This window comes from Geodermatophilus sp. SYSU D00079 (assembly GCF_054050635.1).
Genome location: NZ_JBJGZS010000040.1, coordinates 1 through 24,160 on the forward strand (window position 1 = coordinate 1; position 24,160 = coordinate 24,160).

Here is a 24,160-nt window from a genome sequence, read left to right on the forward strand (position 1 = left end):
GCCGGGCCGCGGAGTGGCCTCCACGGCCCGGCACCGGGCGGGTCAGGGCTGGGCGAAGACGCCGAGCTCCTCGACGACGGAGTTCACGAGGGTCCCGTTCTCGTCGACCACCTCGCGCAGGTAGACCGCCTGCTCCGGGGTCTGGTCGGTGAAGCTCCACGGGCCGCGCGGGCTGTCGTCGATCTCGCCGAGGCCGCCGAGGGCCTCGGTCAGCGCCGCGCCGTCGGTGCCGCCGGCCTCCTCCAGCGCCCGGGACAGGACGTTGGCCGCGTCGTAGGCCTGGACGGCGTAGGTGGTCGGCAGCTCGCCGTAGGCCTCCTGGTAGGCCTGCACGAACTCGGTGTTGGCGGCGTTGTCGATCTCGGTCGAGTAGTGCAGCGTCGTCCGGACGCCGACCGCCGCCGGGCCCTGCGCGTCGAGCACGCTGCCCTCGGTGAGGAAGCCCGAGCCGTAGAGCGGGACGGTGTCCTTGAGGCCGAAGTCCGCGTACTGCTGGACGAAGCTGACCGCCTCGCCGCCGGCGTAGAACACGAACGTCGCGGCCGCGCCGGAGCCCTGGATGCCGGACAGGAACGGCTGGAAGTCCTGGGTGGTGCCGAACGGGGTCAGCGCCTGGCCGGCGATCGTGCCGCCGCCGGCGGTGTAGGCCTGGGTGAACCCGGCGACGACCTCCTGGCCGGCCGCGTAGTCCGGGGCCATGACGTACACCGGGCCGATGCCCTCGGCGGCCAGGTGCTCGCCCATGGCCGCCGCGATCTGGGCGTTGGTGAACGAGGAGCGCCAGACGTAGGGGCTCGCGGCGTCCTGGGTGATCGCCTCGGCGCCGGCGTTCGCCACGATCAGCGGCACCTGCGACTCGGTCACCTGCCCGGCCACGCCCAGGGCGGTGGCGGAGTTGACGATGCCCACCATCGCGTCGACGTCGCCCTCGGTGAGCAGCCGCTGCACGGCCGGGACGCCGGTGTCGGGACCCTCGCCCTCGTCGGCGACGACCGTCTCGACGGTGAAGCCGCCCAGCTCCCCGCCGTTCTGCTCCAGCCAGAGGTCCCAGCCCTGCTGCATGTCCTCGCCCAGCGGGGTGTAGACCCCGGCCTGCGGGATGACCAGGCCGACGCGGACGGTGCCGCCGCCCTCGCCGCCGCCGGCCCCACCGCCCTCCTCCTCCCCGCCGAGGCTGCCGCCGCCGCACGCGGCCATGGTCAGGGTGAGGAGGCCGGCACCGAGGCCGCCGAGCAGTCGCCGACCGGACAGTGGATGCAGCACGGGCACGCTCCGGAGGTCACGACGTGCTACACCCGCACGCCTGATGCAACAGACCATGTAGTGCGCGCCGGAGGTGTGTCAAGGGTCACACCGACGGCCGCGGTGAGCTGGTGCCGTTCCGTGACCTGCGCGGTCGTGGTCGGCGCGGAACGACGGTCGGCGCGGCACGGGGTGTCACGATGAGGGGCGTGGAGGTCGTGGACGGACCGTTCGTCACCCGCCGGCAGGAGCTCGGTGCCGCCAGCGCGCGCAGCCTGCTGCTCACCGTGCTCGGCGAGTTCGTGCTGCCCAGCGGCCGCCCGGTGTGGACCGCCAGCCTGCTGGAGCTGCTGGCCGACCTCGACGTCGCGGAGAAGGCCGCCCGCCAGGCGATCATGCGCACCGCCGACAGCGGGTGGATCGAACCCAGCCGGATCGGGCGGGAGACGCGCTGGTCGCTGACCGCCGCCGGCACCCGCCTGCTGCGGGAGGGCACCGAGCGCATCTACGGGTTCGCCGCCGACGACCGCGGGTGGGACGGCCGCTGGCTGGTGCTGTCGGTCGGCGTCCCGGAGAACAACCGGGCGCTGCGCCAGCGGCTGCGTACCCAGCTGGGCTGGGCGGGGCTGGGCTCGCTGGACGCCGGCACCTGGGTCACCCCGCGCGTGGACCGCGAGCAGGAGGCCCGCCGGGTCCTCGACGAGCTGGGGCTGCTGACCGGCAGCTGGTCGTTCGTCGCCACCGCCGGCGTGGTGGGCGACGAGCGCTCGCTGGCCCGCACCGCCTGGGACCTCGACGGCATCGAGCGCGGCTACGAGGACTTCCTCGAGCTGGTCGGCCGGCGGCGGCCCCGCACCGACCGCCAGGCGCTGGTCGCCCAGGTCCGGCTCGTGCAGGAGTGGCGCCGCTTCCCGCTGCTGGACCCGGGGCTGCCCCGGGAGCTGCTGCCGCCCCGGTGGAGCGGCAGCCGGGCCGCGGAGGTCTTCCGCGAGCGGCACGCCTCCTGGGCGCCGCGCGCCCAGCAGGCCTGGGCCGACCTGACCGCCGAGCGGTGACATCGTCGTCCTGCCGGACGACACCGCGGCCAGGTGCCGTTCCCCACACCGCTGAGCCCACCGTCGCACCCTCCGCGGAGCCCTCCGGGCCCCACTCGGGCACGACTCAGGCGGGGACGGGGTGCCGCTCCAGCCAGGCCCGGCCGGCGTCGGTGAGCACCCGCATGTCCCGCTCGGCCTGCAGCAGCGGCGGGTCCTGGCGGTAGAGCCGGGCCACCAGGTGGCTGTCGGGCGCCAGCTGCCGGGCGATCTGGTGGGCCTCCAGCTTGTGCATCCGCCCGCCGGCCTCGGCGAACCGGCGCAGCAGCGCGGCCTGGGCCTGCTCGGGGTCGGTGCGGTCGCGGACCGGCGCCGCCGCCGAGGGCTCCTCGTCCAGCAGGGCGGTGATCGCCCGCGAGAACGTCTGCACGAGGTCGCGGATGCGGTCGTCGCGGGACGGTGACGCGGCGTCGCCGCCGGAGCCCTGCCAGGTGCGCTGCGGGTGCCGGCGCAGGTACTCCTGCTCCAGCTCGAGCATGCGCTCGGTGTGCGTGCGGAACTGCTCGGCGGTGCCGTGCAGGAACACCCAGTGCCGCATCGCGTGGGCGTGCACCCCCTGCCGTTCCAGCTCCTCGTCGGACAGCTCGCGCGCCGGGATCCCCGGTCGTTCGGTCATGGCCGCTCCCCTCCGTCCCCGGTCGCCGGTGACCGGGGCCCCATCGTGTCGGCCGCGGCGCCGGGCTGTCACCTCGCCCGGCGCCGCGGCCGGGGCGCTCAGCGCGCCGTGGCCAGCCGCAGGATGCCGTCGGCGAGCTCGGCGGGGCGGGTGAACATCGACTCATGGCTGCCGGGGACCTCGGTGACCGCGGCGCCGCAGCGCTCGGGGAAGCGCGGTGCCCAGGCGTGCTCGCCGGGCGGCAGCGCGATGTCGTCGACCGACAGCAGGTAGTCGATCGGGACGTCGAGGTCGCGGTAGGCGTTGCCGCCGACCGCCGGCTCGCTGAAGCAGAGGAACGACTGCGGGCGCAGCACCGAGTGGACGACGGCGGCCGTCGCGGGGTCGGCGTCCTGCATGAACCCGCCCTGGAAGACCTCCAGGGGAAGCATCACCGTGTTGTCGTCCGACGCGGCGGCCAGCTGCTCGAACAGCTCGGTGAAGTGCGGTGGCACCTCGTCGTTGAGGCACCGGCCCTCCTCGGGGACGAAGGCGCTCCAGAACACGACCCGCTTCAGCTTGCCGGCCAGCCGGGGTGCGGCACCCGCGACGACGTATCCGCCCCAGCTGTGCCCGACCAGTGTCACGTCGTCCAGGCCCGAGCGTTCGACGGCGGCGACCAGGGCGTCGACGCAGTCGGTGAGCGTGACCCCGCGGGGGTCGTCGTCGATGCCGAGGCCGGGGCTGGTGGGCGCCACGACCCGGTGCCCCTCGGCCCGCAGCCGCGCCGCGACCGGCTGCCAGGCCCAGCCGCCGTGCCACGCGCCGTGCTGGAGCACGAAGTTCTCCGCCATGAGGTCTCCTCCTCGTCGGGTACCGGCCACCCCGGCCGTGCCTTCCTACTGCACGGACGCCGGCCGGCGGGCCCTCAACCGGCTCCCGGGCGCCAGCGGGCGTGCCGGGTGCCCGTCGTCCCCTCCCGGACCAGCTGCAGCCGGGGGCGCGGGCCGTCGGTGCGCCCGGTCTGCGGACGGCGGCTGCCGGCCCGGAACGGCGCCGGCCACCGCGCGCCGGGGCCGGTGTAGCCCTGCTCCGCGGCGGCGTGCAGCGTCCACTGCGGGTCGTAGAGGTGCGGGCGGCCCAGCGCGCAGAGGTCCGCGCGTCCGGCGAGCAGGATCGAGTTGACGTCGTCCCAGCTGGAGATCGCCCCGACCGCGATGACCGCGACGCCGTGCTCGCGGCCCACCTCGTTGCGGATCCGGTCGGCGTAGGGCGTCTGGTAGCTGCGCCCGAAGGCCGGGCGCTCGTCCTTGACCACCTGGCCGGTGGACACGTCGATGCCGTCGGCGCCGTGCTCGGCGAAGGCCCGCGCGACCGCGACGGCGTCCTCGACGTCGGTGCCGCCCTCGGACCAGTCGGTCGCCGAGATCCGCACGGTCATCGGGCGCCCGGCCGGCCACGCGGCACGGACGGCGTCGAACACCTCCAGCGGGTAGCGCAGCCGGTTCTCCAGCGGTCCGCCGTAGCGGTCGGTGCGCCGGTTGGACAGCGGCGAGATGAACGACGACAGCAGGTACCCGTGCGCGCAGTGCAGCTCCAGGACGTCGAAGCCGGCGCGGGCCGCGGCGCGGGCGCTGGCCACGAACTGGTCGCGGATCGCGGCGAGGTCGGCGTCGGTGAGCTCGCGCGGCACCGCGTTGGCCGGTGAGTACGGGATCGCCGAGGGGCCCACGACCTCCCAGTTGCCCGCGGGCAGCGGCTCGTCCATGCCCTCCCACATGAGCTTCGTGGAGCCCTTGCGCCCGGAGTGCCCGAGCTGGACGCCGATCCTCGCGTCGGTCGCCGAGTGCACGAAGTCGACGACCCGCGCCCACGCCGCCTCCTGCTCCGCCGTGTAGAAGCCGGTGCAGCCGGGGGTGATGCGGCCCTCGGGGGAGACGCAGACCATCTCGGTCATCACCAGGCCCGCGCCGCCGAGGGCCTTGCTGCCCAGGTGCACGAGGTGGAAGTCGGTGGGCAGCCCGTCGACCGCGGAGTACATGTCCATCGCCGAGACGACGACCCGGTTGGCCAGCTCCAGGCCGCCCAGCCGGAAGGAGTGGAACATCGGTGGCCGCGGCTCCGCGGGCTCCGGCTGGGTGCGGGCGAACCACGCGTCGACGCCGGCGACGAACTCCGGGTCGCGCAGCCGCAGGTTGTCGTGGGTGACCCGCCGGCTGCGCGTGATGATGTTGAACGCGAACTGCTCGGGGTCCTGGTGCACGTAGCGGCCGATGTCCTCGAACCACTCCAGGCTGGCCTGCGCCGCCCGCTGGGTGGAGAGCACCACCGGACGGCGCTCGGCCTCGTAGGCGGTGAGGGCGGCGTCGACGCCGGGGTGCTCGTGCAGGCAGGCGGCCAGGGCGAGCGCGTCCTCCATCGCGAGCTTGGTGCCCGACCCGATGGAGAAGTGCGCGGTGTGCGCGGCGTCCCCGAGCAGCACCAGGTTGCCGTGCCGCCAGGTCTCGTTGCGCAGCGACAGGAAGTTCAGCCACCTCGAGTTGTTGGCGAACACCCGGTGCCCGCCCAGCACGCCGGCGAACAGCTGCTCGACCAGCGCGATCGACTTGGTGTCGCTCTCGCCGGGCGGCAGGTCGAGCGCGGCGACGTCGGCGAAGGCGCGCTGCCACACGTCCTCGTGCATCTCCACGATGAACGTGCTGCCGGTGCGGTCATAGGGGTAGCCGTGGATCTGCATGACGCCGAACGGCGTCTCCTCCACGAAGAACTCGAACGCCTCGAACACCAGGTCGGTGCCCAGCCACATGTAACGGCAGCGGCGGGTGTCGAACGTGGGCCGGAAGACGTCGGCGTAGCGGGTGCGCACCGCCGAGCGGGCGCCGTCCGCGGCGACGACGAGGTCGTGCTCGGCGCGCAGCCGCTCGGGGTCAGGGGCCTCGGTGCGGAAGTGCACCGGGACGCCGAGGTCGGCGCAGCGCCGCTGCAGGATGCCGAGCAGCTCCCTGCGGCTCATCGCGGCGAAGCCGTGCCCGCCGGAGGTGGTCACCCGGCCCCGGTGGTGGACGTCGATGTCGTCCCAGCGGGCGAAGTGCCGCTGCATCTCGCGGTACACCGCCGGGTCGGCGTGCTCGATGCCGCCGAGGGTCTCGTCGGAGAAGACGACGCCGAAGCCGAAGGTGTCGTCGGGGGCGTTGCGCTCCCACACCGTGACCTCGTGCGAGGGGTCCAGCTGCTTGACCAGGGCCGAGAGGTAGAGCCCGCCCGGGCCGCCGCCGGCCACCGCGATGCGCATGCCGCTCACCGGAGCCGGTACCGCTGCAGCTTGCCCGTGCTGGTGCGGGGCAGCTCGGTGCGGAACTCGACGGCGCGGGGGCACTTGTAGGTCGCGATCACCCCGCGACAGTGGGTCTGCAGCTCCTCGGCGGTCACCCCACCGGCGTCCGGCGCGAGGACGACGAAGGCCTTGACGATCGTGCCGCGGTCGGGGTCCGGGGCGCCGACGACCGCGCACTCGACGACGGCCGGGTGGGTCAGCAGCGCCTGCTCGACCTCCGGGCCGGCGATGTTGTACCCGGCGGAGATGATCATGTCGTCGGTGCGGGCGCGGTAGGTGAAGTACCCGTCGGCGTCGCGGACGTAGGTGTCGCCGGTGTGGTTCCACCCGTGGCGCACGTACTCCTCCTGCCGGTCGCCGTCCAGGTAGCGGCAGCCGGTGGGGCCGCGGACGGCCAGGTGGCCCTCGGTGCCGTCGGGCACCGGGTTGCCGTCGTCGTCGAGGACGGCGGCGGTGTAGCCGGGGACGGCGCGGCCGGTGCACCCGGGGCGGATGTCGTCGTCGGCCGCCGCGATGAAGACGTGCAGCATCTCGGTCGACCCGATGCCGTCGACGACCCGCACCCCGCTGGCCTCGTGCACGCCGTGCCACACCGCGGCCGGCAGCGGCTCCCCGGCCGAGACCGCGCGGCGCAGGCCGGCCAGCCGGTGCCCGCGCCCGCCGGCCACGATCGCCTTGTAGGCCGTGGGCGCGGTGAACAGCACCGTCACGCCCCGGTCGGCCACGGCGTCGGCGAGCACGTCGGGGGAGGGGTGCTCGAGCAGCAGCACGCTCGCGCCGGCCCGGAGCGGGAAGACGACCAGCCCGCCGAGGCCGTAGGTGAACGCGATCGGCGGGCTGCCGGCGAACACGTCGTCCGGCCGGGGCCGCAGCACGCGGGCGGAGAAGGTGTCGGCGATGGCCAGCACGTCGCGGTGGAAGTGCAGCGTGGCCTTGGGCCGGCCGGTGGTGCCCGAGGTGAAGGCCATCAGCGCGACGTCGTCGGCGGCGGTCGCGAGGTCGGGGAACCCCGCCGGGTGCGCCGCCGCGCGGGTCAGCAGGTCCTCGGGGCCGCCGCCCCCGTAGGTGAGGACGGCCATCCCGGGGACGGCGGCGCGGACGAGGTCGTCGGCCAGCCGGGCGTCGCAGAGCGCCACGGTGGGCCGGCACATCTCCCCGACGGTGGCCAGCTCCCCGGCGCGCAGGGCCGGCATCGTGGTCACCACGACCCCGCCGGCCCGGAGGACCGCCAGCCAGCAGGCGACCAGGTCCGGGCCGTTGGGGCCGCGCAGCAGGACGCGGTTGCCCGGGACGAGACCCAGCTCGTCGACGAGGACGCCGGCGATGCGGCCGGCGCGGGCGCGCAGCTCGCCGTAGCTCTCCGTCGGGCCGTCCGGCGTCCGCAGGCAGGGCCGGTCGGCGCCGAACCGGGCGATCGTGCCGTCGAGCAGCTCGGTGGCGCAGTTGAGCCGCTGGCCGTAGGCGAGGTCCCCGAGGTCGAGGACCGGCCAGGTGCCCGGCGGGGGCAGGTGGTCGCGGCAGAAGGTGTCGACGTGCGCGGAGGGGCTCAAGGGCGGGGCGCTCAGCGTCATGGGACGGACCTCCCTGCGGTCGCCGGGTCCGGCGGGGCCGCACCCTGGCGCCAGTATGGCGCTGCGCTGACGGGAGTCAACGGGACGGCATGGTCTCGGGCGGCGGCCCGTATCGTGGAGCCGTGACCGCCGTCGAGGAGGCGGCGTCCCCGGCCGTCGTCCTCCAGCCCCGCCAGCTGATCGTCTCGCTCTACGGCCTCTACGCCCGGGAGCGCGGCGGATGGCTGTCGGTCGCCGCCGTCGTCCGGCTCATGGCCGACCTCGGGGTCGACGAGCCCGCGGTCCGCTCGTCGATCTCCCGGCTCAAGCGGCGGGGGCTGCTCGACGCCCGGCGCGACGGCGACGTGGCCGGGTACGCGCTCACCGGCGAGGCGCTGGAGGTGCTGGCCGAGGGCGACGCGCGGATCTTCGGCCGGCGCCGGGCGAGCGCCTCCGACGGCTGGCTGCTGGTCGTCTTCTCCGTCCCCGAGTCCGAGCGCGAGCACCGCCACCGGCTGCGCACGGAGCTCACCCGGCTCGGCTTCGGCACCGTGGCACCGGGGGTGTGGATCGCCCCCGGGCACCTGGGGGACGACGTCCGGGAGGTGCTGCGCCGGCGCGGGCTGGCCGGGTACGTGGAGCTGTTCACGCGGGCGCGGGTGCCGGCGGCGGAGGCGCGGGTCGCCGTCGCGCGCTGGTGGGACCTCGACGCGCTGCACGGGCGCTACGCCGGCTTCCTCGACCGGCACGCCCCGGCCCTGGAGCGGGCCCGGCCCGACCAGCCGGCCGACCCCGCGCGGGCGTTCGCCGACCACGTGCGGCTGGTGACCGACTGGCGGGGGCTGCCCTACGCCGACCCGGGGCTGCCGCTGGAGCTGCTGCCGGCCGACTGGAACGGTGCCCGCGCCGCCGACCTGTTCGCGGAGCTGGCCGGTCGGCTCGCCGCGCCCGCCGCCGACCACGCCCGCCGCCTCCTCGACGGCTGACCCTCGGGGGTCAGGCGGGCAGGACGGCGGTGCCCTGCACCTCCACCAGCGCCTCGTCGTCCCACAGCCGGGCGACGCCGATGCCGGCCATCGCCGGGTAGTCGCTGCCGACCAGGCGCCGCCACACCCGGCCGATGTCGCGGGCGCGGGCCCGGTAGTCGGCCAGGTCGACCGCGTACACGGTGAGCGAGGCCAGCTGCCCGGGCTCCCCGCCGGCGGCCCGCAGCGCGGTCAGCAGGTTGCCCAGCGCCCGCTCGAACTGCTCGACGACGTCGCCGCCGACGATGTGGCCCTCGGCGTCCATGGCCGTCTGCCCGGCGAGGAAGACCGTCCGCCCCGGTGCGGCCACGACCGCGTGCGCGAACCCCGAGGGCCGGGCCAGCTCCGGCGGGTCGACCCGCTCCAGACCCGTCATGACTGCACCGTCCCTCCGTCGACGTTGATGCCCTGCCCGGTGATCGCCGCGCTGGCCACGCACAGCAGCACCGCGTCGGCGACCTCGTCGGGCCGCACCAGCCGGCCGATCGGCTGGCGGCGGGCCAGTGCCTCGCGTGCCTGCTCCGGCGTGCGCCCGGTCGCGGTGCTGATCGTGGCCACGGTGCGGTCGGTCATCGGGGTGTCGACGTAGCCGGGGCACACGGCGTTCACCGTCACCCCGGTGCCGGCCACCTCGGCGGCGGCCGACCGCACCAGGCCCAGCAGCCCGTGCTTGCTGGCGGTGTAGGCCGCCACGTACGGGTCCCCGCGCTTGGCCGCCGTGGAGGCGACCGCCACCACCCGGCCCCAGCCGGCCTCGACCATGCCGGGCAGGGCGCGGCGCAGCAGCCGGAACGGGGCGGTCAGGTTCAGCTCCAGCGCCCGCGCCCACTCCTCGTCGCTGGTCCGCGCGAGGGGGGCGGAGGTGCCGGCGCCGGCGTTGAGGACGAGCACCTCGACCGGCCCGCCCCACTCCCGCTCCACGGCGCCCAGGACGTCGTCGGCGGCGGTCGGGGCGGTGAGGTCGGCGGGGAGGACGAGCGCGGGCCCGGGCAGCTCGGCGGCCACGGCCCCCAGCTCGTCGGCGCTGCGGGCGGTGAGGGCGACCGCGTGGCCCCCGGCGGCCAGCCGGCGGGCGACGGCGGCGCCGATGCCCCGCCCCGCGCCGGTCACCAGGCAGCGGCGGGCGACCACGCCGGGGAGCTTGCCAGCCGCTCGTGACGACCGTCAACATGGCGACATACCGGCTCGTCGACCGCCGGCGCCGGCGACCACGGAGGGGTGGTGGGCATGCGGCCCGAGGAGTTCACCGACGTCCGGTACGAGGTCGAGGAGGACAACCACGCCGTCATCACCATCGACCGCCCGGAGCGCATGAACAGCTTCCGCGGGCGCACCGTCGACGAGCTGATCTCGGCGTTCAAGCACGCCTGGGCCGACCCCCGCGTGGCCGCCGTCATCCTCACCGCCACCGGCGAGCGGGCCTTCTGCACCGGCGGCGACGTCAAGGAGCGGGCGGAGACCGGCGGCTACGGCGAGACCGAGTGGGGCACGTTCGAGATCGAGCGGCTGCACCGCATCATCCGCGACGTCCCGAAGCCGGTGATCGCCGCGGTGAACGGCATCGCGATCGGCGGCGGGCATGTCCTGCACGTGCTCTGCGACCTCACCGTGGCCTGCGAGGAGGCCACCTTCGCCCAGGCCGGGCCGCGGGTGGGCTCCTTCGACGCGGGCTTCGGCTCGGCCTACCTCGCCCGGGTCGTCGGCGAGAAGCGGGCCCGCCAGATCTGGTTCCTCCTCGACCGGTACGACGCGGCGACCGCCGAGCGCTGGGGGCTGGTCAACGAGGTGGTGCCGCGCGACCGGCTGCTGGACACCGCCCGCGAGTGGGCCCGGAAGATGGGCTCCTACTCGCCGACCGCGCTGCGCTTCCTCAAGCACTCGTTCAACGCCGACAGCGACCACCTCGGCGGCATCTCGCACCTGGCCTTCGACGGGCTGTCGCTGTTCGCGGTCAGCGAGGAGGGCATGGAGGGCGCGCGGGCCTTCGCCGAGAAGCGGCCGCCGGACTTCCGCCGCTTCCGCTGACGGGCTACACGCTGCTTGACGCGGGGCGCGCGACGCGTAGAGCATCCGGGCACCGGCCGACGACGTCCCGAGGGGGCCCGCGATGCCCGACACCTTCCGCCCTCCGCGCATCGAGTCGCAGCGCCTGCCCGACGGGCGGCTGCTGCTGCGGTCGGCCGAGCCGCTCGGCGAGCACGCGGTCAGCGTCGTCCACGACTTCCGGGCGCACAGCGAGGCGCACCCCGACCGCCTGCTGGTCGCCGAGCGGGCCGGGGAGCAGTGGGCGCGCGCGACCTGGGGCGAGGTGCGCGTGCAGGCCGACCGGCTGGCGCAGGGGCTGCTCGACCGCGGGCTGGCCGACCGGCCGGTCATGGTGCTGTCGGGCAACAGCCGGCTGCACCTGACCGTGCTGCTGGCCGGGATGACGGTGGGCGCGCCGGTCGTCCCGACCAGCGTCGCGTACTCCCTGCAGAGCGCCGACCACGCGAAGCTGCGGGCGATGGCCGAGCTCGTCGACCCCGGCCTGGTCGTCGCCGAGGATGCCTCCTACGACCGCGCCGTGGCGGCCGTGGCCGGGGAACGGCCGGTGCTCAGCCGCGACGGTGACGTCGCGGGCTCGGTCCCGGTGGCGGGGTTCGGCGCCGAGCCCACGGCCGAGGTCGACCGCCGGTGCGCGGCGCTGCGGCGGGACGACGTCGCGAAGATCCTGTTCACCTCCGGCTCGACCGGGGCGCCGAAGGGTGTGCTCACCACCCACGGGATGTTGTCGGCCAACCAGCAGCAGATGCGCCAGGTCTGGCCGTTCCTCGCCGAGGAGCCGCCGGTGCTGCTGGACTGGCTGCCGTGGAGCCACACCTTCGGCGGCAGCCACGACCTGGACATGGTGCTGGTCAACGGCGGCACGCTGTGGATCGACGACGGCCGCCCGGCCCCGGCGCTGGTCGGGCGGACGGTGCGGAACCTGGCCGACGCCCGCCCCACGGTCTACTTCAACGTGCCGGCCGGCTACGCCGCGCTGCTCCCGCACCTGGAGCGGGACCGGGCGGCGGCCGCGGCGTTCCTCGAGCGGCTGCGGCTGGGCTTCTTCGCCGCCGCGGCCCTCCCGCAGCAGCTGTGGGACCGGCTGGAGAAGCTGGCCGCCGAGCACGGCGCCCGCATGCAGATGACCACCTCGTGGGGGCTGACCGAGACCGCGCCGGCCGCCACCAGCGCGCACTACCCGATCACCCGCAGCGACGTGCTCGGCGTGCCCCTGCCCGGGGTCGAGCTCGCGCTGGTGCCGGTGGGGGTCAAGACGGAGGTCCGCGTGAAGGGCCCCAACGTCACCCCGGGCTACTCCCGCCGTCCCGACCTCACCGCCGCCGCCTTCGACGAGCACGGCTTCTTCCGCACCGGGGACGCCGTCGCGCTGGCCGATCCGGGCGACCCGGCGGCCGGCCTGCTGTTCCGGGGCCGCATCGCCGAGGACTTCAAGCTGATGACCGGCACCTTCGTCAGCGTCGGCACGCTGCGCCCGCAGCTGCTGTCGGCCTCCGGCGGCCTGCTCACCGACGCCGTCGTCTGCGGCCAGGACGCCGGGTTCGTCAGCGCCATGGTCTGGCTGCACCCCGAGCACGCGGGCCGGGTCGACGCCGACGGCGTGCCCGACGACGCCCTCCGCGCCGAGCTCGCCGCCACCCTCACCCGGCTGGCCGCCCAGGGCGGGGGCTCGTCGCAGACGGTGGAGCGGGTGCTGGTGCTCACCGAGCCGCCCCAGCTGGACGCCGGGGAGGTCACCGACAAGGGCTACGTCAACCAGGCCGCCGTCCGCGACCGCCGGGCCGACCTCGTGGCGCTGCTCACCGCCGACCCGGTGCCGCCGCAGGTGGTCCTCCGGCCGGCGGGGGAGGATCGCTGACGTGCTCGACGGTCACCTGCTCGTGGACGCCCACGTCCACGTGCCGCACCTGTCCACGCTCGCGCCGGCCTGGATCGACTGGGCGCGGCAGTTCGGCCCGCCCGGCATCCTGGAGGAGGTCTGGCGCCCCGACGGCAGCCCCGACCCCGCGGCGCTGTCCCGGCTCATGGCCGCCGACGGCGTCGACGTGGCGCTGCTGTTCTGCGAGTACAGCCCCAAGGCCACCGGCTACCAGCTCTTCGACGACCTGCTGCCGATCGTCGAGCACGACCCGCACCGGTTCCGGCCGGTGGCCAACGTCAACCCGCACCTGCACTTCCCGATCGCCCGGGAGCTGACCCGCCAGCTGGACCTGGGCGCGGCGGCGCTGAAGATCCACCCGGTGCACGGCGGGTTCCGCGCCGACGACGCCGCGATGTACCCGGCCTACGCCGTGCTGGTCGAGCGCGGGGTGCCGCTGGTGGTGCACTGCGGCACCAGCAGCTTCCCGGGGTCGACCAACGCCTACGCCGACCCGCAGCTGCTCGACGCCGTCCTGCGGGACTTCCCCGACCTGCAGGTGGTGCTCGCCCACGGCGGCCGCGGGTGGTGGTACGACGCCGCGGCGTTCCTGGCGGTCTCCCGGCCCAACGTGTGGATCGAGCTGTCGGGCCTGCCGCCCAAGCGGCTGCCGGAGTACTACGCCCGCTTCGACCTGGGCCGGCTGGCGCGCAAGTGGATCTACGGCACCGACTGGCCCGGCGTCCCCGGCCAGGCCGCCAACGCCCGCGCCGTGGCCTCCCTCGGCCTGCCCGACGACGTCGTCCCGCTGGTGCTGGGGGAGAACGCGCGGCGGGTCTACCGCGGCCTCGACCCCCGCTGAGGCGACCCCCGTTCGTCCGCCCGCGGGGCATCGGTCAGGATGGTGCGGATGTACCGGGGGAAGGGAGAGGTCGGCCATGGGCAAGCACCGGGCACCTGACGCGGACCCCACCGACTTCGACGCGGCGACCAGCGCCCTCGTCGACGTCAGCGGCGACTACGAGGTCGACGCGGCCCACACGCGCATCGGCATCCGGGCGCGGCACGCGATGGTCACCACGGTCCGCGGGTCGTTCACCGACTTCAGCGGCACCGCGCACCTGGACACCGCCCACCCGGCGGCCAGCACGGTGACCCTGCGCATCCGGACGGCGAGCGTCGACACCGGCCAGCCCGACCGCGACGCGCACCTGCGCTCCGCGGACTTCCTGGACGTCGAGACCTACCCCGAGATCGTCTTCGTCTCCACCGACGTCGAGCAGGTCGAGCCCGATGCGTACACGGTGACCGGTGACCTGACCATCCGCGACGTCACCCGTCCCGTCTCGGTCGACTTCACTCTGACCGGCTCGGCGAAGGACCCGTTCGGGCAGACCCGGGTGGGGTTCGAGGGTGCCCTGGCGATCAGGCGCAGTGAGTGGGGGCTGACCTGGAACACCCCGCTGGACACCGGCGGCGTGCTGGTCAGCGACCGCATCCAGATCGAGTTCGACGTCTCCGCCGTCCGCGTCTCCTGACGGGAGCCCCGGCCCGGGACGCGACGGGAGCCCGTCGGGCCGGCGGGGCGGGCCGCGCCGTCAGCGGGGCAGCATCGTCCCGTCGGCCAGGTAGCGGGTGTGCCAGCCCAGCGCCTCGGCCAGCAGGTGCGGGGTGTGCCGGCCGGGGGCGTCCCGCAGGGCGCGCTCGTAGTAGTCGCGCAGCAGGGGCCGGTAGTCCGGGTGGGCGCAGCGCTCGATCACCAGCTCGGCCCGCTTGCGCGGCGGCAGCCCCCGCAGGTCGGCCAGGCCCTGCTCGGTGACGACCACCGAGACGTCGTGCTCGGTGTGGTCGACGTGGCTGACCATCGGCACGATCGTCGAGATCGCCCCGCCCTTGGCCGTCGAGGGGGTGAGGAAGAACGAGGTGAAGGCGTTCCGGGCGAAGTCCCCGGAGCCGCCGATGCCGTTCTGGATCCGGCTGCCCATGACGTGGGTGGAGTTGACGTTGCCGTAGATGTCGGCCTCGATCAGCCCGTTCATCGCCAGGACGCCGAGCCGCCGGACGATCTCCGGGTGGTTGCTGATCTCCTGCGGCCGCAGCAGGATCCGCTCGCGCAGCACGTCGGCCTCGGCGTCGAACCGCGCGGCGCCGTCCGGGCTCAGCGAGAACGCCGTCGCCGACGCCGACACCATGCGGCCGGAGCACAGCAGGTCGAGCATGCCGTCCTGGATGACCTCGGTGTAGGCGGTCAGCCCCTCGAACGACGACTCACCGAGCCCCGCCATGACGGCGTTGGCCACGTTGCCGACCCCCGACTGCAGCGGCAGCAGCGAGCGCGGGATGCGGCCGCGGGCCACCTCGTGCTCGAGGAACTCCACGATGTGCCCGGCGATGGCCCGCGAGTCGGCGTCCGGCGCCTTGAAGGGGGTGTTGCGGTCGGGGGCGTCGGTCTCGACGATCGCGACGACCTTCTCCTCGGGGCAGCGCAGGTACGGCACGCCGATCCGGTCCGCCGGGCCGACCAGGGGGATCGGCACGCGGGCGGGCGGCAGCGCGGTGCCGTAGTAGACGTCGTGCATCCCGTCGAGGGCCGGGCTCTGCCAGGAGTTGACCTCCAGGACCACCCGGTCGGCCTGGTCCAGCCACGTCTTGTTGTTCCCCACCGAGGACGACGGGACGAGGTGCCCGTCCGCGGTGATGCCGCTGACCTCGACCACGGCGACGTCGAGCGGGCCGAGGAACCCCATCCACGCCATCTGGGCGACGTGGGAGAGGTGGACGTCGATGTACTCCATGAGCCCGGCGTTGATCTTCTCGCGGCTCACCGGGTCGGACTGGTACGGCAGCCGCAGCTCGATGCCGTCGGCGGCGGCCAGCGCGCCGTCGAGCTCCGGGGCGGTGGAGGCGCCGGTCCAGATGTTGACCCGGAACGGGTGCCCGGCGGCGTGGCTGTCGGAGATCCGCCGCGCCAGGGCCTCTGGTACGGCCTTGGGGTAGCCGGCGCCGGTGAAGCCGCTCATGCCCACGGTGTCGCCGTGGCGGATGTGCGCGGCGGCGGCCTCGGCCGACACGACCCGGCGGGCCAGGCCCGGGTGGTGGATGCGTCCAGACCCCGGCATGGGCCCGACGCTACGCGCGGTGGGCGGGAGGCCACACGGCGAGCAGCGTCCGGATCCCGGCGAGCAGGGCCAGGGGCTGGTCGAGCATCGGGTGGTGCCCGGCCTCGGGCAGGTCGACCACCGGCAGCCCGCCGGGCACCAGCGCCGCCATCTCGGCGGCCATCTCGGTGGTGACCAGGCCGTGCTCGCAGCGGAACAGCGCCGCGGGGGCGGCCAGCCGGGGGAGCAGCTGGCGCACCAGCGGGCGGCTGCCGAAGAAGCCGGGGTCGAACTTCCACGTCCAGCCGCCCTCGACCGCGCGCAGCGACCCGCGCGCGACGTGCTCGCGGACGTGCGGCAGGTACACGTCCTGGGCGGGCAGGGTGCGGAACCGGGCGACCGCGGCGTCGAGGTCCGGGTGGACCCTGTGCACCCGGGGCTGCTGCCGCAGGTCCTGCTCCTCCGGCGGCTGGCGGTCCAGCGGGGAGTCGATGACCGCCACGCCGGCGACGGCGTCCCCGTGCTCGACGCCGGCGGTCAGGGCCACCCAGCCGCCCATGCTGTGGCCCAGCACCACCGGCCGGGACAGCCCCTCCGCGGCGGCGACGGCGAGCACCTCCCGCGCCCACTGCGCCGTCCCGTAGGTGTCCCGGCGGTCGCTGTCGCCGTGCCCGCTGAGGTCGGGGGCCACCACCCGGTGGGTCTCCAGGAGCGGGGCGACGTGGTCCCACCACCCCGAGTGCGCGGCGCCGCCGTGCACCAGCACCAGGCCGGGCCGGCCCGGGGTCCCCCACGCCCGGTAGTGCACCCGGACGCCGTCGACGTCGACGTCCCGGTGCTCGGGGACGGCGGCCACCGCGCGGGTGAACCACGCCGGGGCGGTGTCGACGGCGGGGGCGGTCATGCCCGGCACGGTACGGGGCGGGAGCGTTGACCCGGACGCGGAGCGCTGGCTAGGGTCCCGTGCGGCAAGGGAACCGGTGTGCGCATGCCGCACAGGTGTGTCGCCGGGGCCACCGCTCGACGACGAGGAGCCGCCATGGAGCTGGAGTCCATCCTGGACCCCACCGGCGCCACGGACGCCACCGCCGACACCTCCCTGGCACCGCGGGTCACCACCCTGCGCGGCCGCACGTTGGGCCTGCTGGACAACGGCAAGCCCAACGGCGCCGCACTGCTCACCGAGGTGGGCTCGGTGCTCAAGGAGCGCTACGGCGTCAAGGACGTCCTGATGTTCACCAAGCCCTACTTCGGGACGCCGGTGGAGCCCACCCAGACCCAGCGGATCTTCGAGGAGTGCGACTTCGCCATCACGGCGATCGGCGACTAGGGCTCCTGCAGCGCGGCCAGTCTGGCCGACGGGATCCTGCTGGAGCGCGCGGGCGTGCCCGCCGTCTCCATCTGCACCGACGCCTTCCGCGTCACCGCGGAGGCGATGGCCCGGACCTACGGGTTCCCGGGCTTCCAGTACGTGTCCATCCCGCACCCGGTGGCGAGCCTGTCCGCCGAGGGCATCCGGCAGCGGGTCGAGGAGATGCTGCCCCGCGTGCTGCAGCTCCTCGGGGTCGAGGAGTGACGGGGGGATCCGCGTGAACCCCACGCAGCGGGCGATCGAGCACTGCTACGCGCAGGGCTGGACCGACGGGCTGCCCGTCGTCCCCTGCGACCGGGAGGCCGCGGAGGCCATGCTCGCCCGGGTCGACCGCGACCCGGGCGAGGTCCTCCTGGAGATGCCGCAGCTCAACCGGGCGGTCACCGTCCGGCTGGCGGCGGTCAACGCGGTGATGGCCGGGTGCCTGCCGGAGTACTTCCCGGTCGTCGTCGCGGCGTGGGACTCCCTGCGCGAGGAGGGCTACCCGCGCAAGGGGATCTGGCAGAGCACCACCGGCACCGGCTCGCTGCTGCTGGTCAACGGCCCGGTCCGCCGTGAGCTGGGCGTCAACAGCCAGGGCAACGTGTTCGGGCCCGGCTTCCGCGCCAACGCGACCATCGGCCGCGCCGTCCGGCTGACCGCGATCAACGCCCTCGGGCTGCGGCCGCACGAGCTGGACCAGGCCACCCAGGGCACGCCGGCGAAGTACACCGCGTGCATCGGGGAGAACGAGGAGGAGTCGCCGTGGCCGCCGCTGCACGTCGACTGCGGCCTGGCCCCCGAGGACAGCGCGGTGACGGCGTTCACGATGCGCTCCACGCTGCACGTCGAGGCCCGGCACACCCGGGTCCCCGAGCAGCTGCTCGCCGACGTCGCCGGGTCGCTGGCCCGCACCGGCGCGCTGCTGCACCAGACGGTGAGCGCCTGCGTCGTGCTGGGCCCGGAGCACGCGCACCTGCTCGCCGACGCCGGGTGGGCCAAGCGGGACGTGTCCCGGTACCTCCACGAGCAGTCCTTCCTGCCCCGCGAGGCCCTCGACCGGGTGGGCAAGGGCGCGGTGTCGGCCACGAGCCACTGGCGGGTGGCCCGCGACCACCCCGACGCCGTCCTCGACGCCGGTCCCGACCCCGCCCGGGACGGCATCCACGCCATGACCTCGCCCGACGCCGTCCTCGTGGTCGTCGCCGGGGCGTCGAACTCCGGCGTGTCCGCGGTGGTCGAGACCTTCGGCCCGCGCGGCGGCCGGCCGGCGGTCACCCGGATCGGCGCGTGACCGGCGGCCCGGAGACGCCCCGCGTCGCGGAGAACCCCGCGACGCTGCTGGAGGCGGTCGCCGACGCGGTGGGCGCCCTCGACCCGTCGCGGGCCGCGCTGGTGCACGGCGACCGGGTGGTGACCTGGGCGGTGTTCGACGACCACGCCGCCCGGCTGGCCGGCGCCCTGGCCGCGGCCGGCGTGGGCCGCGGCGACCGGGTCGGCATCGCGCTGTACAACTCCCCGGAGTACCTGGAGAGCCTGTTCGCCGTCCTCAAGCTGCGGGCGGTGCCGGTCAACGTCAACTACCGCTACCTCGAGACCGAGCTGGAGCAGGTGCTCGGCATGGTCGACGCCCGCGCGCTCGTCGCCGACGCCGGTCTCGCGGGCCGGGCCGTCGCCGTCGCCGGCCGGCTGCCCCGGCTGCGCTCGGTCGTCGTCGCCGGGGACGGGACGCCGCCGGCGGGCGCCACCGGCTACGCCGACGCGCTGGCCGGGCCGCCGGCGCCCCGGTGCGAACGGTCGCCCGACGACCCGGTCATCGTGCTCACCGGCGGCACCACCGGCCTGCCCAAGGGCGTGGTCTGGGACTCCGCCGGCCTCTGCGGCGTGGTGTCCTCGGCGTACAGGCGGGTGGACCTCCCGGTGCCCGCCGACACGGCGGGCGTGGTCGCCTCGGCCATCGAGGCGGTCGGCAGCGGCACCGAGCCGGTCGTGCTGCCGGCCTCACCGCTCATGCACGGCACCGGCTTCTTCACCTCGCTGGGCAACCTGCTGCGCGGCGGCCGGGTGGTCACGCTGCCGCAGCGGTCGCTGGACCCGGCCGCCCTGTGGACGGCGGTGCAGCGGCACCGGGTCGCGGAACTGGTCATCGTCGGCGACGCCTTCGCCGTCCCGCTGGTCGCCGAGCTGGACCGCGCCGCGGCCGCCGGCACCCCCTACGACCTCTCGTCGCTGCGGCGGGTGTTCAGCTCCGGCGTCCGCTGGGGCACCGAGACCAAGCGGCGCCTGCTCCAGGCCGGCCGCATGACCCTGCAGGACAGCATCGCCGCCACCGAGGGCGGGCCGTTCGGCGTCTCGCTGTCCGGGCCGGACCCCGACACGGTCAGCTCACGGTTCGCCCTGCCGCCCAACGCCCGGGTCCTCGCCCCCGACGGCAGCGACGTCGTCCCCGGCTCCGGGCAGGTCGGGGTGCTGGCCAGCACCGGCAACCTGCCGCTGGGCTACCTCGACGACCCGGCCGCCACCGCGGCGGTGTTCCGCACCGTCGACGGGGTCCGCTACGCCGTGCCGGGGGACGCCGCCGTGCTCGAGGCCGACGGCACGCTGACGCTGCTGGGCCGCGGCTCCGGCGTCATCAACACCGGCGGGGAGAAGGTGTTCGCCGAGGAGGTCGAGGAGGCCCTCGTCGCGTGCCCGGGCGTGGCCGAGGCCGTCGTCGTCGGGGTGCCCGACGACCGGTGGGGGAGCCGGGTGACCGCGCTGGTGGTGGCCGAGCCGGGGGCGCGGCTGGACCCCGCCGAGCTGAGCGCCGCGGTCGGCGGGCGGCTGGCCGGCTACAAGCGGCCCCGCGAGGTGGTGGTCGTGCCGGCCATCGAGCGGACGGTGTCGGGCAAGGTCGACCGCCGCTGGGCCGCCGGCGCGGCCCGCCGGGCGGCCGGCGCGCCGGCGCAGGGCTGAACGGGCGGGGCCGGCGCAGGGCTGGGCGGGCGGCGGCGGGTCAGAACCGGGCGGGCGGCGTGACGCGGGCGCCGAGCACGGCGATGTCCCGCTCGATCTGCCGGGCGGTCTCCCGCAGCGGCCCCAGCGCGATGCGCCGCAGCTCGGCGGGGGAGTGCCGGCGCGACTGCGTGCCGACGTTGACCGAGGCGACCACGGCGCCCGAGGCCTCCCGGATCGGGACGGCCATCGAGGTGACGCCCTCCTCCAGCTCCTGGTCGACCAGCGCGAACTCGTCGGCCCGGGCCTGCAGGACCGCCCGGCGCAGCTCGTCCCGGTCGGTCGTGGTCTGCGCGGTGCGGGGCTCCAGCCGGGCCCGGGCCAGGTAGGCCTCCAGCGCGTCGTCCGGCAGCGCCGCCAGCAGCACCCGGCCGTGGGAGGTGACGAAGGCCGGCAGCCGGGTGCCCACGGTCAGCTGGCTGGACCACACCCGCCGGGCGCCCACCCGGGCCACGTAGACGATGTCGTCGCCGTCGAGGACCGCGACGCTGGTGGTCTCGTTGAGCTCGGCGGACAGCGCGGTGAGGTGCGAGGTCGCCACCTGCGGGAACGACAGCATCGACAGGTAGGTGTAGCCGAGCTCGAGCACGCTGGGGCGCAGGTGGAAGCGGCGGTCGATGGTGCCGACGTAGCCGAGGTCGAGCAGGGTGAGCACGAAGCGGCGGGCCGCGGCGCGGGTCATGCCGGTGCGCCGCGCGATGTCGCTGAGGGTGAGCTCCGGTTCCTCGGCGGTGAACGCCCGGATGACCGCCAGCCCGCGCTCCAGCGACTGCACGAAGTAGTCCCCCCGCGGCCGGGGACCGTCCGGCTCGTCCGCGGCTCCGCCGGCGTCGGCGGCGGGCACGTCCTCGGGTTCGGTCAGGGGGCCCAGCTCCTCCGCGCGGCCGCGGCCCGGTGCCGCGGCGTGTGTCTGCACCAGCGATCCTCGTCCGTGCGCCCTCGCCCGGGACAGGTCGCGACGACGCTACCCGCCCGCAGGGGTGATGATCACCTGTCCGCGGTCGGCGTCCACCCGGACCCGGTCGCCGGTGCGGATCACCTCGAACGGGTCGCCGTCGAGGTCGGTCACCGCGGGCACGTGGGTCACCACCACCCCGAGCGCGATCTTGGTGTTCATCGTCGTGAAGACCATCGCGGCCGGCGCCGAGCCCAGGAGCCGGGACATGTGGAACATGCCCGACCAGCCCGAGGAGCCCTTCGCCGTCGGGAAGACCAGCACCCTGCCCGCGAAGGACTGCCCGACCAGCTCGTGACGGGACTCGATCACCCGGCCGGCGCGCGGCTCCACCCCGCCCCAGCCGGAGATCGCCTCGCGGGTGACCAGCGCCTCGCCCTCGGCGACGCCGCCGACCAGCCCGCGGCCGGTGAGGACGACCGGGGACCTCACGGTGCCTCCCCGCGCCAGGTGCCGGTCACCGCGGCGTCCACGCACTCGGCGAGCGTGCCGAACCGGCCCTGCACGCCCATGATCGCCGGCAGGTAGTGCACCTGCTTGGCCGAGTCGGTGGCGATGACCCGGGTGCCCTCCGGCAGGAACTGGCCGATCGCGGGGCAGGTGTCGCTCATCAGCAGCGCCCCCGCGTCCTCCAGGGCCCGCGCGTAGCCGTTCTGCTCGGCCACGTGCCGCAGCGCCCGCGGGGTGAACACCCACAGCTCGGTGTCGGCGTGCACCCGGCGGCCCTCCAGCAGCCGGACGACGTCGCGGATCTGGCCCAGCGTCGCGTGCGGGCACCCGATCATGACCAGGTCGACGTCGGTGTCGGTCGCGGTGGCGTTGAGGTGCTCGTAGGCCGCCCGCCGCTGCGCCGCCCCGTAGCGCAACCGCACCCGGGGGGCCCGGCCGGCGAGGGCCTCCTCCACCGTGCGGGCCTCGGCGGTGGTGCCGGGGACGTGGTACATCTCCACGCCGCCCGAGGACGCGGCCGCGGCGCCGAAGTGCTTGAGCCGGACCAGGTCGGGGGTGGCGGTGATCCCGTCGACCACGGGGATGGCCTCCTCGGGCACCTGCTCGCCGATCCAGTAGCCCAGCAGCCCCCAGTCCCGGTTGCTGGTCACCGGGACGTCGACCTCCACGAGGTGGGTGCCGTGCCGGTTCTCCTCCAGGTGCAGGCCCCAGTAGGGGATCTTGCCGGTGAGCATGGCCGCGCCGGTGCTCTCCCGGCCCTCCACGTTGGTGCGCGCGCCGAGCACGGAGTTGACGTAGACGACCGCCGAGCTCTCCATCCAGGCGCAGTGCTCGCCCTTGAGCGGCACGTTGCCCACCTGGTACGGCGTGCAGGTGTTGAGCAGGTGGATGCCGTGCTCGGCGTTGTACCGCTCGCTGGCCACGATCTCGTCGTGCTCGGCCTGCGGCACCCCCTGCACCCGCCAGTGCTCGGTGTCCATCGGCCCGATGAGCTGGTAGCTCTGCGCCCTGACCGGCGGGATGGTCAGCACCCGCGGGGCGTCGAGGCTGTGCTCGGAGAAGGCGGCGTCCGGGGTGGGGGAGCCGCACACCAGGCTGTGCCGGGAGCCGAAGAGGTTGGCCCCGCACACGTTGTCGGTGTCGACCAGCCGCTCGGCGCCGAGCACCTCGCCGTAGCGGACCAGCAGGTCCATCGCGGCGGCGACCGCCTCGCCCTGGGCGCCGTCGAGCATCGCCCGCTCGTCGTCGGCCAGCCTCACCGGTCCTCCCCCAGCCAGGCGCCGTCCTCCTGCAACCGGGCCTGCAGCTTGGCCACGTCGACCTCGCCGACGGCCACTCCCGCCGACAGCACCAGGTCGGCGGCGGTGCCGGCGGCCTGGCCCATCGCGAAGCAGGGGCCGGTGACCCGGGCGCTGGACTGCCCCTCGTGGGTCATCGACGCGCACCGGCCGACCACGTAGGTGTTGGTCAGCCGCTGCGGCACGACCATGCGGAAGGGCAGCTGGTTGTAGCCCCGCGGCCGCCGCTGCCAGCGGATCTCCACGTCACCGGCGACGTGCGCCTCCACCGGCCAGCCGTTGACGCCGATCGCGTCGGGGAAGTCGGCGCAGTCGAGGATGTCGTCCTCGCCGAGCTGGTAGGCGCCGACGATCCGCCGGGTCTCGCGGATGCCGATGTCCGGGGCGATGTCGACGACGTACGCGGCCTCGAAGCCGGGCACCTCCCGCCGGTAGAACGGGAAGACGTCGCGGACCTGGCGGCGGCCCTGCAGCTCCCCGCGGGTCAGCTGCCACACGTCGGTGCCGTCGATCGCGCTGCCGTCGGGGTTGCGCAGCTGGGTGATGTTGGCCCGCCACTCCAGCGGGTTGCGCTGCGGGCGCACGATCGGCCGCTTGCGGGGGAAGGTGAAGCGGCCGGCGGCCTCGGCCTCAGCCATGAGCGCCGGCAGCCGGTCGTAGGTGGCCCGCGCGGCCTCCGGGTCGACGCCGTTGACGCGGAACATCAGCGAGGGGTAGAGCATCCCGTGCGCCGGGTCGGTCTTCTCGTACGGCGCCCCGGCCCACGCGGCGAGGTCGCCGTCCCCGGAGCCGTCGACGAACACCCGCCCCCGGATCGCGCCGCGGCCGGACTTGGACTCCACCAGCAGCGCGTCCACGGTGGTCTCGTCGGCCATGACGACGCCGACGGCGAGGGCGTGGAACAGCAGCGTCACGCCGGACTCGACCAGCAGGTCGTCCAGGGCGATCTTGTAGGCGCTGATGTCGTAGGCCTGGGCGAGGATGCGGTTGGCGAAGCTCAGGTGCGGCGGGTTGAGCCCGTCCAGCGCGTCGATCCGGTCCAGCAGCTCGTCGGCCAGGCCGTGCACGACCTGACGGTCCTCGCCGTGCACCCGGGCGTGCAGGCCGCAGAAGGTGGACAGCCCGCCCGCGCTGCCCGCGCCGCCGGTGTAGCCGTTGCGCTCGACGAGGATCGTCGAGCGCCCGGCGCGGGCGGGGGGGGGCGCGGCCAATAAGCCGGCCGGCCCCCCGCCGACCACCAACAACACCTAAAACCCCACGACCGCGGGTGGGC

Annotated in this window: 21 protein-coding genes and 1 pseudogene; 9 read left to right on the plus strand and 13 right to left on the minus strand. The window is 75.2% G+C overall.

What is annotated here, in order from left to right:
* Positions 1–42 precede the first annotated feature (42 nt).
* Entirely contained in the window at positions 43–1,263 is a 1,221-nt protein-coding gene (locus ACI79E_RS21180) for an ABC transporter substrate-binding protein (RefSeq protein ID WP_456934553.1), read from the minus strand.
* Positions 1,264–1,451: 188 nt separating this feature from the next.
* On the opposite strand from ACI79E_RS21180, the gene ACI79E_RS21185 reads away from it, so the two are divergent.
* The gene (locus tag ACI79E_RS21185; protein WP_456934554.1) at positions 1,452–2,297 is read left to right on the plus strand and encodes a PaaX family transcriptional regulator; all 846 of its coding nucleotides are present in this window, start codon (positions 1,452–1,454) and stop codon (positions 2,295–2,297) included.
* Positions 2,298–2,403: 106 nt separating this feature from the next.
* On the opposite strand, the gene ACI79E_RS21190 is transcribed toward ACI79E_RS21185, so the two are convergent.
* From ACI79E_RS21190 to ACI79E_RS21205, 4 genes are all read right to left on the minus strand, one after another.
* Positions 2,404–2,952, minus strand: coding sequence for a DUF6158 family protein (locus tag ACI79E_RS21190; RefSeq protein WP_456934555.1), 549 nt, complete (start codon positions 2,950–2,952; stop codon positions 2,404–2,406).
* 98 nt (positions 2,953–3,050) lie between these two features.
* On the minus strand, positions 3,051–3,785 hold the full coding sequence (locus ACI79E_RS21195; RefSeq protein ID WP_456934556.1) for an alpha/beta fold hydrolase: 735 nt from the start codon (positions 3,783–3,785) through the stop codon (positions 3,051–3,053).
* Between the two features lie 74 nt (positions 3,786–3,859).
* Positions 3,860–6,223, minus strand: coding sequence for a bifunctional salicylyl-CoA 5-hydroxylase/oxidoreductase (locus ACI79E_RS21200; protein ID WP_456934557.1), 2,364 nt, complete (start codon positions 6,221–6,223; stop codon positions 3,860–3,862).
* Positions 6,224–6,228: 5 nt separating this feature from the next.
* Positions 6,229–7,836 (minus strand): AMP-binding protein, encoded by a 1,608-nt coding sequence (locus tag ACI79E_RS21205; RefSeq protein WP_456934558.1) that lies wholly within the window; start codon positions 7,834–7,836, stop codon positions 6,229–6,231.
* A gap of 122 nt (positions 7,837–7,958) precedes the next feature.
* Between ACI79E_RS21205 and ACI79E_RS21210 the strand changes: the two genes are divergently transcribed.
* Positions 7,959–8,801, plus strand: coding sequence for a PaaX family transcriptional regulator (locus tag ACI79E_RS21210; RefSeq protein ID WP_456934559.1), 843 nt, complete (start codon positions 7,959–7,961; stop codon positions 8,799–8,801).
* A gap of 10 nt (positions 8,802–8,811) precedes the next feature.
* Here the strand turns inward: ACI79E_RS21210 and ACI79E_RS21215 are convergent, their stop codons facing one another.
* Together ACI79E_RS21215 and ACI79E_RS21220 are read right to left on the minus strand one after the other, a co-directional pair.
* Positions 8,812–9,216 (minus strand): RidA family protein, encoded by a 405-nt coding sequence (locus ACI79E_RS21215; RefSeq protein ID WP_456934560.1) that lies wholly within the window; start codon positions 9,214–9,216, stop codon positions 8,812–8,814.
* A complete protein-coding gene (locus ACI79E_RS21220; RefSeq protein WP_456934561.1) occupies positions 9,213–9,971 on the minus strand; it encodes an SDR family NAD(P)-dependent oxidoreductase in 759 nt (252 codons plus the stop codon). The genes ACI79E_RS21215 and ACI79E_RS21220 overlap by 4 nt, the downstream gene beginning before the upstream one ends.
* 96 nt (positions 9,972–10,067) lie before the next feature.
* On the opposite strand from ACI79E_RS21220, the gene ACI79E_RS21225 reads away from it, so the two are divergent.
* From ACI79E_RS21225 to ACI79E_RS21240, 4 genes are all read left to right on the plus strand, one after another.
* Entirely contained in the window at positions 10,068–10,865 is a 798-nt protein-coding gene (locus tag ACI79E_RS21225) for an enoyl-CoA hydratase-related protein (RefSeq protein ID WP_456934562.1), read from the plus strand.
* An 82-nt stretch (positions 10,866–10,947) separates the two neighbouring features.
* The gene (locus tag ACI79E_RS21230) at positions 10,948–12,741 is read left to right on the plus strand and encodes a feruloyl-CoA synthase (RefSeq protein WP_456934563.1); all 1,794 of its coding nucleotides are present in this window, start codon (positions 10,948–10,950) and stop codon (positions 12,739–12,741) included.
* Between the two features lies 1 nt (position 12,742).
* A complete protein-coding gene (locus tag ACI79E_RS21235) occupies positions 12,743–13,603 on the plus strand; it encodes an amidohydrolase family protein (RefSeq protein ID WP_456934564.1) in 861 nt (286 codons plus the stop codon).
* A gap of 76 nt (positions 13,604–13,679) precedes the next feature.
* Entirely contained in the window at positions 13,680–14,279 is a 600-nt protein-coding gene (locus ACI79E_RS21240) for a YceI family protein (protein WP_456934565.1), read from the plus strand.
* Between the two features lie 60 nt (positions 14,280–14,339).
* Here ACI79E_RS21240 and ACI79E_RS21245 read toward each other — a convergent pair whose 3' ends face one another.
* Both ACI79E_RS21245 and ACI79E_RS21250 read right to left on the minus strand, forming a co-directional pair.
* The gene (locus ACI79E_RS21245; protein WP_456934566.1) at positions 14,340–15,860 is read right to left on the minus strand and encodes an acetyl-CoA hydrolase/transferase family protein; all 1,521 of its coding nucleotides are present in this window, start codon (positions 15,858–15,860) and stop codon (positions 14,340–14,342) included.
* 10 nt (positions 15,861–15,870) lie between these two features.
* Positions 15,871–16,743, minus strand: a complete 873-nt coding sequence (locus ACI79E_RS21250; protein ID WP_456934567.1) for an alpha/beta fold hydrolase — start codon at positions 16,741–16,743, stop codon at positions 15,871–15,873.
* A gap of 135 nt (positions 16,744–16,878) precedes the next feature.
* On the opposite strand from ACI79E_RS21250, the pseudogene ACI79E_RS21255 reads away from it, so the two are divergent.
* The 3 genes and pseudogenes from ACI79E_RS21255 (at position 16,879) to ACI79E_RS21265 (ending at position 20,145) form a co-directional block, all read left to right on the plus strand.
* Positions 16,879–17,415, plus strand: a pseudogene (locus ACI79E_RS21255) (UGSC family (seleno)protein).
* Between the two features lie 13 nt (positions 17,416–17,428).
* The gene (locus ACI79E_RS21260; RefSeq protein ID WP_456934568.1) at positions 17,429–18,484 is read left to right on the plus strand and encodes a hypothetical protein; all 1,056 of its coding nucleotides are present in this window, start codon (positions 17,429–17,431) and stop codon (positions 18,482–18,484) included.
* Complete coding sequence (locus ACI79E_RS21265) at positions 18,481–20,145, plus strand: AMP-binding protein (protein ID WP_456934569.1); 1,665 nt, start codon at positions 18,481–18,483, stop codon at positions 20,143–20,145. Before ACI79E_RS21260 ends, ACI79E_RS21265 begins: the two co-directional genes overlap by 4 nt.
* 40 nt (positions 20,146–20,185) lie before the next feature.
* On the opposite strand, the gene ACI79E_RS21270 is transcribed toward ACI79E_RS21265, so the two are convergent.
* From ACI79E_RS21270 to ACI79E_RS21285, 4 genes are read right to left on the minus strand one after another with little or no spacing between them, the layout of a single operon-like run.
* Positions 20,186–21,100 carry an IclR family transcriptional regulator domain-containing protein gene (locus ACI79E_RS21270; protein ID WP_456934570.1) on the minus strand — a complete coding sequence of 305 codons (915 nt, stop codon included), beginning with the start codon at positions 21,098–21,100 and terminating at the stop codon, positions 20,186–20,188.
* Positions 21,101–21,148: 48 nt separating this feature from the next.
* Positions 21,149–21,571, minus strand: coding sequence for an aconitase X swivel domain-containing protein (locus tag ACI79E_RS21275; protein WP_456934571.1), 423 nt, complete (start codon positions 21,569–21,571; stop codon positions 21,149–21,151).
* Positions 21,568–22,848, minus strand: coding sequence for an aconitase X (locus tag ACI79E_RS21280; protein ID WP_456934572.1), 1,281 nt, complete (start codon positions 22,846–22,848; stop codon positions 21,568–21,570). The genes ACI79E_RS21275 and ACI79E_RS21280 overlap by 4 nt, the downstream gene beginning before the upstream one ends.
* The gene (locus tag ACI79E_RS21285) at positions 22,845–24,134 is read right to left on the minus strand and encodes an FAD-dependent oxidoreductase (RefSeq protein ID WP_456934573.1); all 1,290 of its coding nucleotides are present in this window, start codon (positions 24,132–24,134) and stop codon (positions 22,845–22,847) included. Before ACI79E_RS21285 ends, ACI79E_RS21280 begins: the two co-directional genes overlap by 4 nt.
* Positions 24,135–24,160 lie beyond the last annotated feature (26 nt).

Bases quoted from the DNA above. Each gene is read 5' to 3' on its own strand.
- ACI79E_RS21190 (WP_456934555.1), bottom strand. From the start codon at position 2,952: ATGACCGAACGACCGGGGATCCCGGCGCGCGAGCTGTCCGACGAGGAG.
- ACI79E_RS21195 (WP_456934556.1), bottom strand. From the start codon at position 3,785: ATGGCGGAGAACTTCGTGCTCCAGCACGGCGCGTGGCACGGCGGCTGG.
- ACI79E_RS21200 (WP_456934557.1), bottom strand. From the start codon at position 6,223: ATGCGCATCGCGGTGGCCGGCGGCGGCCCGGGCGGGCTCTACCTCTCG.
- ACI79E_RS21205 (WP_456934558.1), bottom strand. From the start codon at position 7,836: ATGACGCTGAGCGCCCCGCCCTTGAGCCCCTCCGCGCACGTCGACACC.
- ACI79E_RS21215 (WP_456934560.1), bottom strand. From the start codon at position 9,216: ATGACGGGTCTGGAGCGGGTCGACCCGCCGGAGCTGGCCCGGCCCTCG.
- ACI79E_RS21225 (WP_456934562.1), top strand. From the start codon at position 10,068: ATGCGGCCCGAGGAGTTCACCGACGTCCGGTACGAGGTCGAGGAGGAC.
- ACI79E_RS21230 (WP_456934563.1), top strand. From the start codon at position 10,948: ATGCCCGACACCTTCCGCCCTCCGCGCATCGAGTCGCAGCGCCTGCCC.
- ACI79E_RS21240 (WP_456934565.1), top strand. From the start codon at position 13,680: ATGGGCAAGCACCGGGCACCTGACGCGGACCCCACCGACTTCGACGCG.
- ACI79E_RS21245 (WP_456934566.1), bottom strand. From the start codon at position 15,860: ATGCCGGGGTCTGGACGCATCCACCACCCGGGCCTGGCCCGCCGGGTC.
- ACI79E_RS21250 (WP_456934567.1), bottom strand. From the start codon at position 16,743: ATGACCGCCCCCGCCGTCGACACCGCCCCGGCGTGGTTCACCCGCGCG.